Origin of the sequence: Burkholderia sp. AU6039 (genome assembly GCF_002223365.1) — a bacterium.
Lineage (GTDB): Bacteria > Pseudomonadota > Gammaproteobacteria > Burkholderiales > Burkholderiaceae > Burkholderia.
In genome coordinates this window covers 270,989-289,261 of record NZ_NKFK01000003.1, presented here as the reverse complement: position 1 = coordinate 289,261, position 18,273 = coordinate 270,989, and the positions used below count along the sequence as shown (strand labels likewise).

The following is an 18,273-nucleotide window of genomic DNA, read 5'->3' as shown; positions in this document are numbered from 1 at the left end:
CACCGCCGGCCGTTCAGTCCGCGGCACAAGTAGCACGACGGGCTGTCACTCGCGCCGTCAGGCGCGGCGAGAAAACCGCATCCGGATCGAATCGAGCTCGGCGGGCAGCCGACGCGACCGTGCACGCGGCCGCGGCAGCGCGGTGAACCCGAGCCGTTCATACAGCGCCCGGGCCCGCACATTGCGGGTCAGCACGTCGAGCACGACGTCGCGGCTGCCGTTGGCGGGCAATGCGCCGGTGTCCAGCGCATCGCGAAACAGTGCGCTGAAGATCCCCGTGCCGCGCTGCCGTTCGTCAGTCGCGCAATGCGCGACGAGGATCTGCGAACGCTTCGGCGCCGGAATTTCCGTTTCGAGGATCAGCCCGCGCAACAACTGGCCGATCGTGCGGCGCACGCCGAAGAAGCGCGAGAGTGCCCATACGACATGCACGTCATCGAACATCGTCTGCTGTCCGTCGTGGATCGCCATCACGGCGAGCACGGTGCCGTCGTCGGCGGCTGCGACACGATGCCGGCGCCACGAGAAACGCCCGTAACGCGACCGAAACGCCTGCTGCAAAAACGCAACGCAGCGTGCATCGCTTTCGCCGAGAAAGAACCCGAATTCGGCCACGCCGGACGCAAACACGAGCGGCCCGCACGCAGCCGCATCATCCGCATCCGCCGCGCGAAACCGCACGCGCTCACCGGCGCGCGGCACCGCGTGCGCAAACGCGCCGGCCAGCGTCACGCGCTGCGCCCCGCGAGACGCGACAACACGGCGACCGTCCGGCTGATCTGCTCCGGCTCATGCGTCGAGCAGATGAAGAAACGCAGCCGCGCGGCCTTTTCCTCAACGGCCGGATAAAAGATCGGCTGCACGTTGATCCCTTCGTCGAACATCGCATTGGCCCATTGCGCGGCCTTCAGCGAGCTCCCCGTGATCACCGGCACGACCGCGAACCCGGCGCTCGTGCCCGTGTTCAACCCGGCAACGCGCGCCTCGGTCAGGAACTGCCGCCCGCGCGCCTGCAATTGCGCGACGCGCTCCGGCTCGGCCTGCAGACGCTCGAGCGCGGCCAGCGACGCTTCGGCGAGCGTCGGCGCGAGCCCGACGCTGTACAGGAAACCCGGCGCCAGGTGCCGCAACATGTCGACCAGCGGCTGGCAGCCGGCGATGAAACCGCCGCAGCCGGCCAGCGTCTTGCTCATCGTGCCCATCCACATGTCGACCTGGTCGGGCGCGACGCCGCAATGCTCGCGGATGCCCTTGCCGGTCGCGCCGAGCACGCCGAGCGAATGCGCCTCGTCGACCAGCAGGAATGCGCCGTGGCGCGTCTTCACGTCGACGAAGCGCTGCAGGTCGGGAAAATCGCCGTCCATGCTGTACAGCCCTTCGATCGCGATCAGCACGTGCCGGTATTCGCGGCGCACGCGCGACAGCAGTTCGTCGAGCGCCTGCCAGTCGTTGTGCGCGAAGCTCAGCCGCTTCGCGCCGCTCAGCTGCGCGCCCTGCACGATGCTGTTGTGCGCGAGCGAATCGTGGACGACCAGATCGCCGGGGCCGAACAGCGCGCCGATCACGGTCACGTTCGTCGCATGGCCGCTCACGAACGCGACGCAGTCGTCGGTCTCGTAGAACGCGGCCAGCGCGCGCTCGAGATCGCGCTGCACCGGACGCTCGCCCGCGACCATCCGGCTGGCGGAGGCCGACGTGCCATAACGGTCGATCGCGGCTTTCGCGCGCGACGACACGGCCGGATCGCCGGCCAGGCCGAGGTAGTTGTAGTTCGCGAAGTTCAGGTACTCGCGGCCGCCGATCTGCGTCGTCGCACCGGCCACGCCTTCATGCACGCGGAAAAACGGCGAGTCGACGCGCAGCTTCTCGCCCATCTCGCGCATGATTCGGACCTGCTGATACTGCGGCATCGATTCGAAGCGGCTGCGCGCCGATGCGGTCTGCGCGGCCAGCGTGCCGGGCACGCCCGGTGCCGCAGCCGCATCGGTCGCGCGCTCCAGTTGCCGTTTCAGCGCTTTCGCCGCCAGTTGCTGGCGAAGATGCTCTCCCAGTGCCATTGCTTCCTTCGCTGTATCTCGAAAAGGCGCTATGTTACGCCGCGCATCATGAAAAAGCGTGGTGTCACGCGTCGGGAAACTCGGCCCACTGCCACGCATCGGGTTCGGCCAGCAGCGCGTCCACCAGCCGGAAATTCATCTCGTGGCTCGGCCGCAGTGCGCTCACGCGCGCCAGCAGCGGCGCGCCGGCCAGCGCGAGATCGCCGACCAGGTCGAGCACGCGATGCCGGACGAACTCTTCCGGCAGCCGCATCCCGCCCAGCACGCGATTGCCGACGATGGACGCCGTGCACGACGGCCGCGCACCGCGCAGGATCGGCACCCCGCGCAGATAGCCGGCGACGATCGCGGGCACGGCCCACTTCACGCGGCCATACGAGCGCGACGGTGCGATTTCGGTCGCGAATGCGGCCGGCGTCAGCGCCCCGTCCCAGTGCATGTCGCCGAAGCCGCGCAGGTCGTTGCGCACGCTTAGTTCGTAACGCGGCGCTGGTTCGATCCGCATTTCGCGCCGCTGGTCGCCGTCGCCGTCCGTGACGACGACGGGCCGCAGCACGCGGATGAAGCGCTTCGGCGCATCGAGCGCGACCCGGCCGCACGCGCGGATGGCGTCCACCCACGGCGCGGCGCTGCCATCGAGAATCGGCACTTCTTCCGCATCGATCTCGACGATCGCGTGATCGATCTCGCATGCAAGCAGCGACGCGAGCAGATGCTCGATCGTGCGAACGCCGACGCCGTCGGCATTGCGCAGCATCGTGCACAGCGGCTGCGCGCGGCGCAGCGCGGGATCGACCGGCAGCGTCGCGAGCGTGCGCCCCTGCGCGACGCGACGGAACGCGATGCCCGTCACGCCCTCTTCCGGACGCCCGGGCAGGATCCGCACGCCCACCCGGCGCCCCGTGTGCAGCCCGTGACCGTCGATCACCAGCGGCCGTGCCAGCGTGCCCTGACGCGTCGCCCAGCCGGACGGCGCGCTCATCGCGCGACCTCCAGCGTCGGCGACGCCTGACCCGCCACGGGCGCCTGCCGCGCATCGAGCATCGCGCGCGCTTCGCCGTCGATCGCATGCTTCGCCGCGAGCGCCGCGACGGCCTCCTGCGCGGCATCCGTCGCGGAACCGGCATCCGCATCGGTCGACGCGCCGATCGAATCGACGATACGTCCGGCCAGCGTCGTCACCGACGCGCCTTCGGCAATCGCCATCACCGACAGCTTGACCTCGAACGCTTCCTCGACCGCGAGGCCGAGTTCCATCCCCATCAGCGAATCCATGCCCATGTCGAGCACCGACTTGTCGAGCGCGATGCGATCCGGCGTCATGTGCAAAATCCGCGCGATCTGCGCCTGCAGCGTCCGCGCCACCAGCGCGATCGCTTCGTCGCGCGGCAACGCCAGCACTTCTTCCCGCAACTGCGTGCCGCCGTCGCGCGCATCACCGCCGCTCGCGTGCGATTGCAGCAGCGAATACCGGCGCGCCTTCGCGGCCGGCATCCCGCGCGCTACCGCGTGCCAGTCGAGCCGGACCACGGCCTCGCCGGCCGCGCCCGCGACCAGCGTGCGTTCGAGCGCGACCATCGCTTCGTCGGACGTGATCGACGCACCGCCGATCCGCGACTGCAGCGCCTCGCGCGTATCCGCGTGGCGCGCGAGGAAGCCGACGTCCTCGAGCGGCCCCCAGGCCATGAACGTGCCCGGCAATCCCGCCGCGCGACGATGTTCGACGAGCGCCTCGAGGAAGGTGTTGGCCGCGACGTAGTTCGACTGCCCCGGATTGCCGAGATAGGTCGTCGCCGACGAATAGACCACGAACAGGTCGAGCGACAATGCGCGCGTCGCGCGATGCAGGTTCCACGCGCCGGCCACCTTCGGTGCGAGCACCGCGGCCATGCGCGCATCGTCGAGATTGCGCACGAGGCCGTCATCGATCGACATCGCGGAATGCAGCACGCCCTTGAGCGGGCTGCCGCGCCGGACGATCGCATCGATCATCGCGTCGACCGCCGCGGCGTCGGTCACGTCGCACGACACGACATCGACCGTGACGCCGAGCGTCGTGCGCCAGCGCTCGACTTCCTCGCGTGCGGCCGCAGCGAGCTCGCCGGAACGGCTCGCCAGCGTCAGCCGGCGTGCGCCGCGCTCGACCATCCAGCGCGCGCTCGCGAAACCGAGCCCGCCCGTGCCGCCGACCACCAGGTACGTGCCATGCGGATCGAGCGCGAGCGAGCCCGCGCGCGTAACGCCGCGCGTCGGGGCCGGCGTGCCGGACGGATAGGTCACGAGCACCTTGCCGATCTGGCGCGCCTGCTGCATGTAGCGGAACGCATCTTCCGCCCGTTCGGCCGGAAACGCGCGATACGGCAGCGGATGCAGCACGCCCGCCTCGAACAGCGCCATCACTTCGCCGAACAGGCGCGCGGTCAGTTCCGGCAACGCCCCCATCAGCTGGTCGGCGTCGATGCCGAAATAGCTGATGTTGTTGCGGAACGGCCGCAGCCCGATATGGCTGTTTTCATAGAAGTCGCGCTTGCCGAGCTCGAGGAAACGACCGAACGGCCGCAGCGTATCGATGCTGCGCACCATCGCTTCGCCAGCGAGCGAATTCAGCACGATGTCGATGCCCTGGCCGCCCGTCAGCGCGCGAATCTCGTCCGCGAACGCGAGGCTGCGCGAATCGAGCACGTGGTCCGCGCCGAGCAGGCGCACGAACTCGCGCTTCTCGTCGCTGCCCGCCGTCGCGAACACTTCCGCGCCGAAGTGGCGCGCGAGCTGGATCGCGGCGATCCCGACACCACCCGCGCCGCCGTGCACGAGCACGCGCTCGCCGCGACGCAGACGCGCGAGCTCGACGAGTGCGTAGTACGCGGTGAAGAACGTGGTCGGCACGGTCGCCGCTTCCTCGAACGACAGCCGCTCGGGTTTCAGTGCGATCGCTTGCGCGCGCGTCCTGACGCGCGTCGCGAACGAAGCCGGCGCGAAGCCGAGCATCGCATCGCCCGGCGCGAATGCCGTCACCGCGTTGCCCACCCGCACGACGCGGCCGGACAGTTCCATCCCGATCGTCGCGCCCGCGAAGCCGGTCTCGACCGCTTCATCGGACAAGAGCCCCATCGCATACATCACGTCGCGGAAATTGAGGCCGGTGGCAACGGGCTCGATCTCCACCTCATCGTCACCCAGCGGGCTTTCCGGCAACGCGAACCATTCGAGATTGCGCAACGAGCCCGGCGCGTCGAACGCGAGCACGGCCGCACGCGCGATCGCACCATCGTTGCGGGCCGCGGCCTGCGCGGCGGTCAGCATGCGCGGCACCTGCCGCCCGTGTGCGCCCAGGACGACCTCTTCCTCGACCGCCGCGCCGGTCAGCTCGCGAATCAGCGCGTCGGGGATCCGGTCCGCAGCCCGATCGACGTCGATCAGGCGACACGCGAGTTCGGGATGCTCGTTCGCCAGCACGCGACCGAGGCCCCACAGCGTGGCCTGTTCCGGATGCGCATTCGCGGTCCCGGCGAATGGCGCGCCGCCGCGCGTGACGACGGTCAGCCGCGTGGCCGCGTTCGGCTGCGCACCGAGCGCGCGAACGAGTTCCGCAAGAGCGATCACGCCGTTACGCTGCGCGGCCATCAGGCCATCCCCCGTCGCCGATTCGGCGAGCGGCGTTTCCGGCGCGCAGAAGACGACATGCGCCGGCCGCCCGGCCGGCAACGACGCGATCGCATCGGCCGCGTGCGTGACGTCGACGATATCGGCCGGATAGCCCGCGCGCGCCAGTGCATCGGCCAGCCGCCCGCCGAAACTGCCGGCGGCATCCGGTGCGTGCACGACGAGCCATTGCTCGCTGCGTGCAAGCGTATCGAGATCGCTCGGTTCCTCGCCGCGTTGCGCGACAACGGCGCTCGCGGGGTTGCGCGCGATGACGAACGTCGGCGTGCCGTCCAGATCGAGCGATTGCTCGACATGCCGCACGACATCGACGAAACCCGCGCGTTCGAGCGCCGCATCGAGATCCGCCGGCGCCAGCGGCACGGGCGCATCGGCTTCCGTCGACGAAGCCTGCGCGCCGAATACGATGTCGGAGAAACGGCCGCGACGCGACTCGGCCAGCAGCAGCAATCCGCCCGGCGCCAGCCATGACCGCATTGCATTCAGCGCGTCGGCCACATCGTGCCGGCCGCTCAACGCGCGGTTCGCGACGATCAGGTCGTAGGGGCCGGCTTCGTCGGCCGCCAGCGACAATCGCTCGCCCGACTGCAACGCAACCGTGCGCACCGCCGCTTCCGCATCGGCGTCGAACCCGGCGAGTTGACCGGCAGTCGCCGCAATTGTGTGATCGCAGCGCGCGGCCGCGAGATGCATGCCGAGCGTCTGCAGCACGTCGCCGTCCGTCGCGCCCAGCTCGAGCACACGCAACCGGCGTGCGGGTTGCCATTCATCGACTGCCTGCTCAACGCTTGCGGTCAGCAACGCGTGCACGTGCTGCCACGTCGGCGATGCGGCCAGGAGTTGTTCGACCAGGCTGTGCCCGGTCGGCGACAGCAGGCGGGCGCCGTCCTTCGCGCCATTCAGCACGTCCGGCAACGCCGCGCCGCAATGCGCGAGCAGCGTCAGCTCGGCCACGTGCCCCGGCGATTCGGCCAGCAGCCCGCGCCACAGCTCGTCGAGCGGCGGCAACGCCGCGCACGCCGCGTCGTCGCGCACGAGCAGCGCGCCATCGCGATGAGCGAGACCGTCCTCGACCAGCATGTCGGCAAGACGTGCGGCCAGTGCCTCACGCCCGGCCGCCGGCTGCCATGTGCCGCGGAATGCGCCGAGCGCATCGAACGCGCGGAGCGCGTAGAGGCTCGTTAGCACGTCGAGCAGCGGCAGGATTTCGGTCAGATGCTGCGTCCGGCGGCCGGCGTGCCCCGCCGCATCGAGCCGCGCGACAGCATGCGCGAGCAACGCGTCGGGGGCCGGCAAACCGGCTGCATTGACGTCACCCGGCAGCGGCACTTCTTCAAGGCGGTAGACGAAGCGCGCGGGCAGGTTCTGCCGGCGGCCGACGAGGTCGACACGCCGGAACCGGCATGCGCCGAGCCGCGCGACGATCGCGCCGCGCGCGTCGAGGAATTCGAAATGCGCGACGATCGAATGCGGGCTGTGCCGGTCGATCCGCACGAGCACCCGCTCGACCGTGTCGCCGCGCAGATAGTCGACCCGGCCGATCTGCACCGGCACGTAAGCCGGATGCTCGCCTTCGCGCGCGCGCGCCGCCAGCAGTGCGAACAGCGGATGAAACCCGCTGTCCATCAGCGCCGGATGCAGCAGATAGGCGGACAATGCCCGCGCGTCGCCGCATGCTGCCGGCGCGGCAACGTCGGCCAGCGCCGCACCGTCATCCGCGGCGACCCGCACGGTGCGGACCCAGCGGAATGCCGGCCCGTAGCTGAGGCCGATGGCCGCCGTGTTTGCATACAGCGTGTCGCCGTCGGCCGCGGGCACCGTGAGCAGACGATCGAGCGCGTCGGACGGCACGACGCTCGCATCGCCGAGCGTGTTGCCGCTTTCCAGCATCCGCCCCGTCACGTTCAGCGTCCATGCACCGTCGGACATCCGGTCGCGCGTCTCGATCGTGAAGGTCGCGGTACGCGGCTCGATCACGAGCCGGAACAGCTTCGCATGCTGCGGCTGGAATACCACCGGCGTGCGGATCTCGACGTTTTCGAGCGCCGCATCCGGCGTATCAAAGAAGGTGCGTGCCGCGGCGAGCGCCATCTCCACGTACCCGGCACCCGGGAACGCCACGCCCCCGTCGACGACGTGATCGGCCAGCATCGGCAGCTTCGCCGGATCGAGCTGGTTTTCCCACGCGAATGCGTGCTCGTGCAGGCGATAGCCGAGCAGCGGATGCTCGCGGCGACGATTGACGAGGCCGTAGCCTTCGACGGTCGGCGTCAGCCAGAAATGGTCGCGCTGCCATGGATAGGACGGCAATGCAGCACGCGCTTCGCCCGGCGCGAAGCGGTCGGGATCGACGCTCGCACCGTGCGCGATCGCCGCGAGAACCGCTTGCCGCAGCGTCGCCGCACTGCCGTGATCGCGCTTGAGCGTCGGCAGCGCCACGCCCGTCGCGCCGGCGGCCGCGAATGCCTGCTTCACGTACGTGCGCAGGATCGAATGCGGCGAGACCTCGACGAACAGCCGGACGCCCTGCTCGATCAGATGCGCGATGCCGTCGCCGAAGCGCACCGGCTCGCGAATGTTGCGCCACCAGTAGCGCGCATCGAGCTCGGTGCCGGCCAACGCGCCGCCGGTCACGGTCGACACGAACGTGCCGTTGCCCGGCTGCGGCCGCAGGCTCGCCAGTTCGGCCAGCACGACCGGCTCGATGCGGTCCATGTGGCTGCTGTGGAACGCGTAGTCGAGATCCAGCATCTGGAAGAACTTGCCGCTGCCGCGCAACGCGGCCTCCAGTGCCTGCAAGCCCTGCAGCTCGCCCGCGAGCGTCACCGCGTCAGGGCTGTTGATGCCCGCGATCTCGACGCGCCGCGCCAGCCCGTGGCGCGCGATCAGTTCACGCGCCGCCGCATCGCCGATGCCGACGGCCGCCATCCGGCCGCTGCCGCGCGTCATCGCCTGCGCGCGGCTGCGGATCTTGATCACGCGAACCGCGTCGGCGAGCGACAGCGCACCCGTCACCCACGCCGCGGCAATCTCGCCGACGCTATGGCCGATCGCCGCGTCGTAACGCATCCCGCGCGCGTCGATCACGCGAATCATGCCGACCTGGATCGCGAACAGCAGCGGCTGCGCGTTCTCCGTCGCGGCGAGCCATTCGGCACCCGCGCCGGCCAGCCATTCCGCGCTCGGGCCGCCGCGCATCACGTCGACGAGCGACGGGCTGCCATCGGCGCACCACAGCGCGTCGACTTCGTCGAGCGCCGCGCGGAACACGGCGTTCTCCGCATAGAGTTCGTTGCCCATCCCGACCCACTGGCAGCCGTTGCCCGAGAAGACGAGCGCGGTGCGGACCGCGTCGGCCGGGGCCTGGCCGGTTGCCACGCAGGCCGGCAGCCCTTCCGCTGCCGGCTGGGCCAGTGCCGCAAGCGCGGCGCGGCCTTCGGCTTGGTCGGCCGGGGCGACGATTGCGCGATGCTCCAGCCACTGGCGCCGACGTGCGGCTGCAGCGGCCAGCGCCTGCCAGTCGCCGCCGTTGTCGAGCATCGCCAGATAGCGGCCCGCGAGCGCGCCGAGCGCATTCGCGCTGCGCGCGGTCAGGACGAGCGGAGACAGTTGCGCGTGCATCGGCTCGGGCGCGGCCGTCGATGGCTCGTTTGCAGCCGGCGCCTCCGTCAGCACGACGTGTGCGTTCGTTCCGCCGAAGCCGAACGAGTTGACGCCGATCGTCAGCGGCGTGTCGCCCGCGTCGAGCGGCATGTAGCGATCGACGACGCGCAGACGCCCGCCGTCGAAATCGATCCCGGGATTGGGCGTGACGAAATGCAGCGAGCGCGGTACCGCACGGTGCTTCAGGCACAGCACGGCCTTCAGCAGCCCGGCCATGCCGGATGCGGTCTCGAGATGGCCGATGTTGGTCTTGACCGAGCCGATGAGCAGCGGACGATCTGCCGGGCGTTCGCCCGACACGACGTCGATCAGCGCACGCGCCTCGATCGGATCGCCGACCGCCGTGCCGGTGCCGTGCGCTTCGAGATACGCCAGCGACTGCGGATCGATGCCCGCGCGCGCGTACACGCTGCGCAGCAGCGACGCCTGCGCGGCCGCGCCCGGCACGCTGATGCCGCCCGGCGTGTGGCCGACCGAGTTCACGCCGGAGCCGGCAATCACCGCGTGGATCGTGTCGCCGTCGGCGAGCGCGCGATCGAGCGGCTTGAGCAGCACGAACGCGCCGCCTTCCGAGCGGACATAGCCGTCGCCGGTTGCATCGAACGTGCGGCAACGGCCGCGCGGCGACAGCATCGACGCCTTGGAGAAGCTGACGAAACCGAACGGGTGCAGCAGCAGGTTGACGCCGCCTGCGAGCGCCACGTCGGCTTCGCCGGACTGCAGCGCCTTGACGGCCTGGTGGAGGGCAACGAGCGACGACGAGCAAGCCGTGTCGACGGACATGCTCGGGCCGCGCAGGTCGAACAGGTAGGACACGCGGTTCGACGCGATGCTCAGGGTGTTGCCGGTCGCCGAATATGGATCGATCACGTTCAGGTCGTCCATGTTGCGGTTGCCGTAATCCATGCTGGCGGCGCCGACGAAGACGCCGCAGTTGCTGCCGCGCATGTCGGCCGGGCGCACGCCCGCGTCCTCGAACGCTTCCCATGCGAGTTCGAGCAGCAGGCGCTGCTGGGGGTCCATCTGGGCCGCTTCGCGCGGGGAAATGCCGAAGAACGCGGCATCGAAGCCGGCGACGTTGTCGACGACGCCGGCCGAGAACGTGTAGCTCTTGCCCGGCTCGCGCTTGGACGGGTGCTGGTAGAAATCGGTGCCGAAGCGGTCGGCGGGGATTTCGGTGACTGCGTCGCGTTCGTCGCGCAGCAGTTGCCAGAAGTCGCCGAGATTGTTCGCGCTTCCGGGAAACCGACAAGCCACCCCAATTATTGCAATCTTACTGTTCATCTTTTATGTCGCTTTCTCGGATGCGTGCGGCTGTTCCGCGCGATTTCCGTCATCTTGTACCACATGCAGCAGCGCCACCCCAAGCTCTTCGGCTGCCAAATTCCGGCATTCGGGAGCATCTGTGCCGTAATTTCGCCAAATGAAGTAGTCGCTGGTCTGTGGAGAAACGCCCAGCTTTTCGAATACGTGAGGTAACGCGGGAACATGGTCGCCGTAAAAGCAAACGACTGTTTCACGATCGCTGGCGCGCAAATGATCGAGCAAGCGGCCGATCATTGTGTCGGCGTTTTCAATATGGCGAAGGTATGCAGTCAGGTCGCGCCAGGAAGTGCCCTCGCCCAGAGTATGCCTTGAAGACGATTCCCCAGGCAAAACCTGCTCCAGATGCAGCGGGCCGTGATTTTCCATCGTCATCGCGAACACGAATTGCGGCTTGTCGCGTGCGGCTTCCAGCTCGGCAAGCACGGCGTCCAGCACAGCGGCGTCGGAGATATACGGGCCCGCTCGCGGCGCATCGGCGAAGTGTTCTATATCGAGAAACTTGTCGAATCCGAGTAACGGGAATACGCGGTTACGCCCGAAGAAATCAGCGTAGTACGGATGAATCGCAACCGTGTTGTAACCAGCCTGTCCGAACCACCGTGCAATCGATGCGCACGCGCGACGCACAAAAGCATAGGGATAAAAGCGCGCGTAGCCCAGCTGCTCATACGCCAGGCCGGTCAGCATCGCGAATTCGGTGCGCATCGTGTTTGCGCCCCACGCCGGCACCGAAAGCTCGCCGTAACAGACCGCCTCGTTCCTTGCCCGATCAAAATGGGAAAGCACGGTGAGGGGGATCGCTGGTGAAATACGTCGTACATCGAACAGCGATTCACTCTGGATCACGATGACGTCAGGGCGCAGCGCCGGCGTGCCGGTCGCGAACGGTCCCGCTTCGACCACGTGCCGGAACGCTTCGAACGTCGCGGGCCGCATGCCGTTCAGCAAGTATGCGATGAATACTGCGAAAAAACCGTGACGGCGCTGATCTTCCTCTGCGTCGAGCACCAATGGCAGGCGAGCTGCAATGTATCGCGCCAGTAAGAATGTGAACGCAACCACGACCGCCAGCGCGAGCACCGGACGCGGCGTGACGGGCGCCTCGGCGAGATAGCCGGCGACGACCAGCACGATCCCTACGCCGATCGCAACTATCTTGCCGGCGCTCAGGAACGGCAGATAGAGCCGCGGATGCGAGAACAACTGGCTGAAGAGGCTGAGGTCGGTAAAAACGAACGGTTCGCGCAGGGATTCATATTTTGCGTTGCTCACGACCGCAACGAGCCCGACCAGCGCAACCGCGACGGACGACGAGAAGATTGGACGCGCAGTGACGAGCAATATCAGCGACGCAAGGAACACGACCGAAAGCACATGCAAAAGCAGCGCATCGGCGCGACGCCGCAATGGCGCGCGCGGAACTGCGATCCGGTCCGGCAGAAACGACGCGCCGGCCGCAGCGGCGAACGCGAGCCAGATTGCGCCCGTCAATTTGCGTCTTCCTTGCCGGGCAGATACGAAAGCTTGTCGAGGATCGCATCGGCCAGCGTGATGGGCAGCACAGTCAGGATGCGCATGCCGAATGCAAGCAGGCTGGGGAACGCGATTTCCGCACGTCCGATATCGAGCTTTCTGCGAATATATGCGGCAGCCTGATCAGCAGTCCACATGAAAGGCTTGTCACCCGGAAACACGTCGCTCATCGACGTTTTGACGAAGCCGGGAAGAATGACCGAGACACTGACACCATCGCGCTTCAGAAGCGGACGGACGGAATCGGCGTAGGCCTTGATCGCCGATTTGCTCGCGCAGTATGCGGGCGATATAGCCATGCCGCGAAGGGCTGCCAGAGAGCTGACTGCGGCGATGCGGCCATGCTTGCGGATGCGCATGCGTTCGACAATCGGGAGGACGGTGTGCATCGCACCGTAGAAATTCGTGTCGACGACACTGGTAATACGGTCGAGATCTTCCCAGTCGGATGCGGAGGACAGCGTACTCGCGACGCCGGCGTTGGCGATGAGCAGGTCGATCGGATACTGATCGTCGAAGCGATGCAGCCAGGCGCGAATCGGGCCGGACTCCCGGACGTCGACGATACCGACGATCACGGTCGCACCGCGCGCCCTGCAAGCCGCGGCAGTCGATTCGAGCTGCGCTTCGTTCCGGCCAACGATGCCGAGTACGGCACCAGGCTGCGCGTATGCGAGCGCAAGAGCGCGACCGATACCCGAGCTCGCGCCGGTGACAACAACGTGCCGAACCGACGCCTTAGCCATCCGCACGCTCTAGCCGGGCGACCGCGCCGGCAATGGCCATCGCAATACCGGTTCGGGTGTAGAAATCGCCGTTGATCTGGGTGTGATGCATCACGTAGTCAAGGAACGCGTGATAGAGATCCATATCTGGCGGCACGCCTTCAAGCCAAAAGTCATCGAGATCACCTTGCCAGGTCAGGCCGCTGAAATTGTAGATAGCCGAGCCAAGTGCAACCAGCGGCCGCTTGTGATGCAGCGCGGACAAGCCGACCGTGCTGTTGATCACCACGACCCCGCGCGCATGTTCAAGCAATGTCGGAAGATGGCCGGCATCGATGAAACGAATCCGATTCTCCATGCCTGCGGCACGCGCAATTTTAAGCGAAAAATTCCGATACTCGATCAGGCCGGTATCCAGTGGGTGATTTTTGATCACCAACAACGCATCTTGCGGCGCGTGTCGCGCGAAAGACTCCACAACATGGCTGATCGCTGCTCGAATCCCATCGAAAGACGAATGCACGACGATTTGCGCATCCGAATTCAATTGCAGCGGAAACAGGTAGTAAGTCCGTCCGCTGTCGAGCAACTCGCGCGTAACGCTCTCTGCTTCGCGTCGATGTTTGCGCTGCAGAAGCATCCGAACGGCCAGGCCTGAATATTCGAAGAAGCCGTTTTTCGGTCGGTGGCTGCGATACTTCGGAAACCGGGGCCAGCATACCGTGTTCGCAAAACGATACGTAATGTCGTGGAAGGCACGCTCGTACAGGTTGTAGCCCGTGGCCTCCCACTGCTTGGCGGGGGGCGTTACGCCGCGTTGCTGCAGATACCATGCGGGGTCGCGCGGCAGCAACGAGCGCCCGTTGACACCGTGACGCTCCAGCGTGATCCAGTGCGGTCGAACGTAGCCTTCCTCGAACACGTGGACGCGCAGGCCGTGCGCGGTCGAGACGGCCAGCATCTCGCGATGAATGTCGCGACAGTCGCCGAACATGATGACGTCGGTGATCCCCTCCCGCCGCACGATATCGTCATACCATTGCGGCAAACCCTCGACCCCGCCGCTATAATTTAAAACAGTCCCGACTCCACCATACAGCATGTCTCCACCGCAAAAATTAACGCGGTAGACGGCAAATCCCCTGCTCCGTAGCGCACGCGAGAGTCGATAGAAAAAAAGCGAGGCAGTGCCTTGCAGCACGAGAAACGAGCGCGGCATCTAGGTTATTGAATGGAAGCCAGAAGAAGCACGGAATGTTTGCGCAATGTTATAGAAAGGCAAATGTAATGAACGCAATCTTTCCCGCCAGACTCTGTGGCTGAATGAGGCGACAATGACCGCCGGAGGTGTGGAGGATACCGCATTGCATTACAAACGAGAAATATCTGTCGTCGTCAAAAAAACGACATCTCTCGCCCGTCAAAAACGATTTCGTACGTGCGTCACATTCTTGCGGATGAGCCGCTCGACGTAGGGCCGGCATCCGCCCGCCAATCGCATGTCGTGCCCCCCCTTCGCCGCCTCGTGCATTACTGGACTGCGCAGATGCTGCCCTCACACCGTGGCGAATCCGACATGCCAATCAAGACCGCATCGATCACATGTCAACCGCTCCAGTTCAAGAGTCGGCGAACCACGACGCGCCGTAGGGCACCCCATCATAGGAACGCTTACACGCCGAAACATGTGACGGCACGCCACAAGATCAGCCATTGAAGCTCGACGCGCATGGCTTCACGCCCCCGTCATTCGCCTCAGCCTCATCGTCAAACCCAAGGGACCTTGGTCGGTTACGAGCCCCAACTCCAACTAGGCAATCTTAGAAACGGACTCAAAAGCGACGCATCCAGTTACGTAACCTTCCCGTGAGGGTTTGCGACTTCCTTGCACCCGAGGCCGGCGACACAATCTCCTCGCCCAGATACGAATTACGTTTTCGTGCGCCGTCGACCACGCTGACCAGATCGCGGAGCTGCAAGCGACCCAGGTATTCGTCGGAAAACGCCGGCGTATAGTAAACACAGTCGTCGAAGAAATAGTGCGTTACCTGCGACCAGCGTGACATCGCAGGGTCGATTTGCGGACTTCCCCCGTGCAACAGGTTGGCGCACCAGATCAACGCTTGCCCCTTGCGTGCCTCGAAAGTCTTAATGCTGGCGCCCTTTGCCTCCAACATGGCATCCCAGATTTCCTGATACGGCAACTGCGCCGACTCACTGGACACCCCAAACCCTCGTCGGCCTGCCGTCGCATTGTCGATCATGGGCCAGTTGTGCGATCCGGGAACCAGTTGAAGCGGCCCAGCTTCCGAAGAGATATCTTCGAGCGCGACCCACACCCCACACATGAAGCGTTGAGGAATTGACGAGAAATGCACCGCATCGGTGTGCAACTTTTGCTGAGTACCGACCCGGAAGTTGAGTGTCTGGAACGGGAAAGCAGCCCGACCATACAAGCGTCCGAGCAAATCCAGCATCTGCACGTTGGTGGCAATTGCCTTTACATCGGGGTCGTTTATCCACGCATCCTGGATGCGACCAGCAGCATGAAACACACCATCGTCACTCAGTCCGGTGTCAGCAAACAGCGGAGCCAGGCGTTCACGAATACGTGCAATCCGCGCATCCAGCTCAGGATCGGGAAAATCGATCACCGCGTAGCCGTTACGGTTCAGTGCGCCTGCAATCTCACGCTCTTCAGGTGTCAATTCCGCCTGGGAAATCTCGGTATCGAAAAGTGGCGACTCAATCAACGGAACGCCGGGCAGCAGACGTTTCTTTACATCCATGGATCTTCCTTCGACGTTACTTTATTCAATATACTCCGAGTCGCCATAGAGATGCGCTGGAGCAGCGAACCAAAAACAACCGCATGACACTCATCCCGAAGAAGGCCCTAGACGGCAGGCGGAAGGCACTCAACCCGCTCTCGCGCGCCAAGGCTCATATAATCTCGGAAAATCAGCAATAGTAAAATCCTCCCGATCGAGCGTCAGATTTTGATTGTAATACGGATCATTCAACAGGTCGGTTTTCCACCGGGAAAGCATAAAATTCTTCTCCCGATTGAATCTGGCACGCTTTTCAGGAGACATTTGATCATCCCCTCTACTGTAGGACTCGTAGTGATGCAAAATTGCGTACGGAGTCCACAAGACCCTATAGCCCGCCTCTCGGACACGGAGACACAAATCCACATCATTAAATGCAACCGGAAGATTGTCCTCATCAAAACCACCGATAGCACGGAACACACCTCGGCGCATTACGAGACACGCCCCGGTGACGGCCGAAAAATTTTGCACAAGAAGTGCTCGCCCAGCATATCCCGGATGCGTCGCGGGATATAACCGATGAGCGTGACTCGCGAACCCACCGATGCCCATCACGACACCCGCATGCTGAATAAATCCATCGGCATAAAGAAGTTTTGCTCCCACAGCGCCAATATCTGGACGCAGGGCATGCGAGACCATCTCGCTTAGCCATCCCGACTCGATTGCCTCAACGTCATCATTGAGAAAGCACAATACATCGCCGGAAGCATGCTTTTCTGCAAAATTATTTATCGAAGAATAGTTGAACGGAAAATCGTACCTCAACACGGAGACATTACCTTTCCTTGACAACGACCGAAGAAAATCGATCGTTTCCCGACTTCGACTCTGATTATCTACAACAATAACTTCCAAATTATCATAAACAGTCCCATCGAAGATACTACGCATGCATTTTTTCAACAGCGGACCACCGTCTCGAGTCGGCACGATCACAGTGACCTTGGGCGCGGGCGTTGGAATCGGATATCTCACCCGATAGGTTCCAGTCATCTCTCCGCGGGAAACACTCACCCCAGGCTGATCTCTGAAAAACTCGGAAAGCGCCCGTTCCCTCGCTAGGCATGAGTTACTTTCCACATTCGAATCGGCTGAGCCAGGCTCGCCACGCCGACGAAAATGATAGAGCACGCGTGGAATATGAAAAATCTGAGAAGACGTACTTTCTTTCACACACCTGAGCGCAAGGTCATAGTCCTGCCCGCCCTCGTACTCGGTCCTGAACCCACCTATTTCGCGCACGAGTGATGTTCTGTAAGTAGCCGAGCGAGAAATCTTGTCGGAAGAAAAGAACAAATCCGGATTCCATGAACTATTGAAGCAGACGTTACCACGAACCCCATCTTCATCAATTTCATCGGTATCTGAATAGATTAAATTCAGATTGTCAATGTCGTTGATTTTCTCGACTATGAAATATAGCGCAGCAGCGGAAATAGTGTCTTCCTGGTCAAGAATCGTAACAAACTCCCCCGCCGCCAACTCCAAGGCGCGATTCTTTACAGTCGACACGGACCCGCTCGCACTCAGAAAAGCAACCTTTATTCGACCGTCACTCTCGGAAAGAGACTTCAGATATGAAGCAGTTTTTGGATCGCCATCCTCGCCGACAGCGATACACAACTCCCATTCTTCATAAATCTGCTCAGCAACAGACTGAATGGCTGATTTCAGGCGGTCAACCGGCGCCCCACACACGGAAATCAGAATAGAAATCAGTGGTCGCTTTGCCAACGAGCCCATATGCTGCCGAATCGAAGCAACATCAGACTGACGCAGAGTATCAAACTTTCTTACGTACGCGTCGTAATCCAAAGGCACCGAATGGAATCGCAATTTGGCGCAATCCTCATACGCGCGCTTCAAATCAACCAACAAACGCACCCAGGTAATATTATATTTTTTTGCCCGATCAGTATTTTTGAATTTTATTATATCGCCAGCCACCCACCCCATCATTCGGACAATTCTTTCCGCGGCAGATATTTCTGTTATTCGCAGAAAATCCAACCGAACAACACCCTCACTCTGCATGGGAGCCAGACGCAAACGAAGGGTGTCACGCGGAATCTTGATGATATGTTTGATGTTTCCCGCGCGAGTTGCGGGAAGGACAATGGATTCCGCATCCGTAAAGCCCGCACCTGTATCGATGTAGAGTCGAGCCACCAGATGCGCTCCCCGTCGCATCATCCTGGCCTCGACATAGACCCAGCCCGATGGAACAGCTTCGCCCGCGCCATCCGGCTCAAGGTCAAAGACCGGATGATCACCGGTCGACGTCCAGTCGAAAGACGTCGTCCCTGACAAAGCCAGATCCCGAACTGGATTGACCTTGAATCGAACGGTTCGACGAACTATCGACAGGAAGAACTCTTTCATGTTGTCCAAAAGTAGATGAATCTGGGTCGACCATGTAGCAAGCCCGCACACGAAGCACACTCGGCCTGTGGAGGATTATTAATGAGG

At 64.0% G+C, this 18,273-nt stretch carries 9 protein-coding genes; all 9 read right to left on the bottom strand.

Annotated elements, in window-relative coordinates; translation table 11 throughout:
- Positions 1–57: 57 nt before the first annotated feature.
- The gene (locus tag CFB39_RS03845) at positions 58–732 is read right to left on the bottom strand and encodes a GNAT family N-acetyltransferase (RefSeq protein ID WP_089472215.1); all 675 of its coding nucleotides are present in this window, start codon (positions 730–732) and stop codon (positions 58–60) included.
- Positions 729–2,057 carry an aminotransferase class I/II-fold pyridoxal phosphate-dependent enzyme gene (locus CFB39_RS03840; RefSeq protein ID WP_089472214.1) on the bottom strand — a complete coding sequence of 443 codons (1,329 nt, stop codon included), beginning with the start codon at positions 2,055–2,057 and terminating at the stop codon, positions 729–731. The genes CFB39_RS03845 and CFB39_RS03840 overlap by 4 nt, the downstream gene beginning before the upstream one ends.
- Positions 2,058–2,121: 64 nt before the next feature.
- On the bottom strand, positions 2,122–3,039 hold the full coding sequence (locus tag CFB39_RS03835; RefSeq protein WP_089472213.1) for a UDP-3-O-acyl N-acetylglycosamine deacetylase: 918 nt from the start codon (positions 3,037–3,039) through the stop codon (positions 2,122–2,124).
- On the bottom strand, positions 3,036–10,667 hold the full coding sequence (locus tag CFB39_RS03830; protein WP_089472212.1) for a type I polyketide synthase: 7,632 nt from the start codon (positions 10,665–10,667) through the stop codon (positions 3,036–3,038). The genes CFB39_RS03835 and CFB39_RS03830 overlap by 4 nt, the downstream gene beginning before the upstream one ends.
- Positions 10,668–10,670: 3 nt before the next feature.
- Entirely contained in the window at positions 10,671–12,200 is a 1,530-nt protein-coding gene (locus CFB39_RS03825; RefSeq protein ID WP_089472211.1) for an LTA synthase family protein, read from the bottom strand.
- Positions 12,197–12,988, bottom strand: coding sequence for an SDR family oxidoreductase (locus CFB39_RS03820; RefSeq protein WP_089472210.1), 792 nt, complete (start codon positions 12,986–12,988; stop codon positions 12,197–12,199). The genes CFB39_RS03825 and CFB39_RS03820 overlap by 4 nt, the downstream gene beginning before the upstream one ends.
- Positions 12,981–14,186 (bottom strand): capsule biosynthesis protein, encoded by a 1,206-nt coding sequence (locus CFB39_RS03815; protein ID WP_089472209.1) that lies wholly within the window; start codon positions 14,184–14,186, stop codon positions 12,981–12,983. The genes CFB39_RS03820 and CFB39_RS03815 overlap by 8 nt, the downstream gene beginning before the upstream one ends.
- A gap of 613 nt (positions 14,187–14,799) precedes the next feature.
- On the bottom strand, positions 14,800–15,756 hold the full coding sequence (locus tag CFB39_RS03810) for a phytanoyl-CoA dioxygenase family protein (RefSeq protein ID WP_089472208.1): 957 nt from the start codon (positions 15,754–15,756) through the stop codon (positions 14,800–14,802).
- A gap of 129 nt (positions 15,757–15,885) precedes the next feature.
- Positions 15,886–18,186, bottom strand: coding sequence for a glycosyltransferase family 2 protein (locus CFB39_RS03805; RefSeq protein WP_089473214.1), 2,301 nt, complete (start codon positions 18,184–18,186; stop codon positions 15,886–15,888).
- Positions 18,187–18,273: the final 87 nt, after the last annotated feature.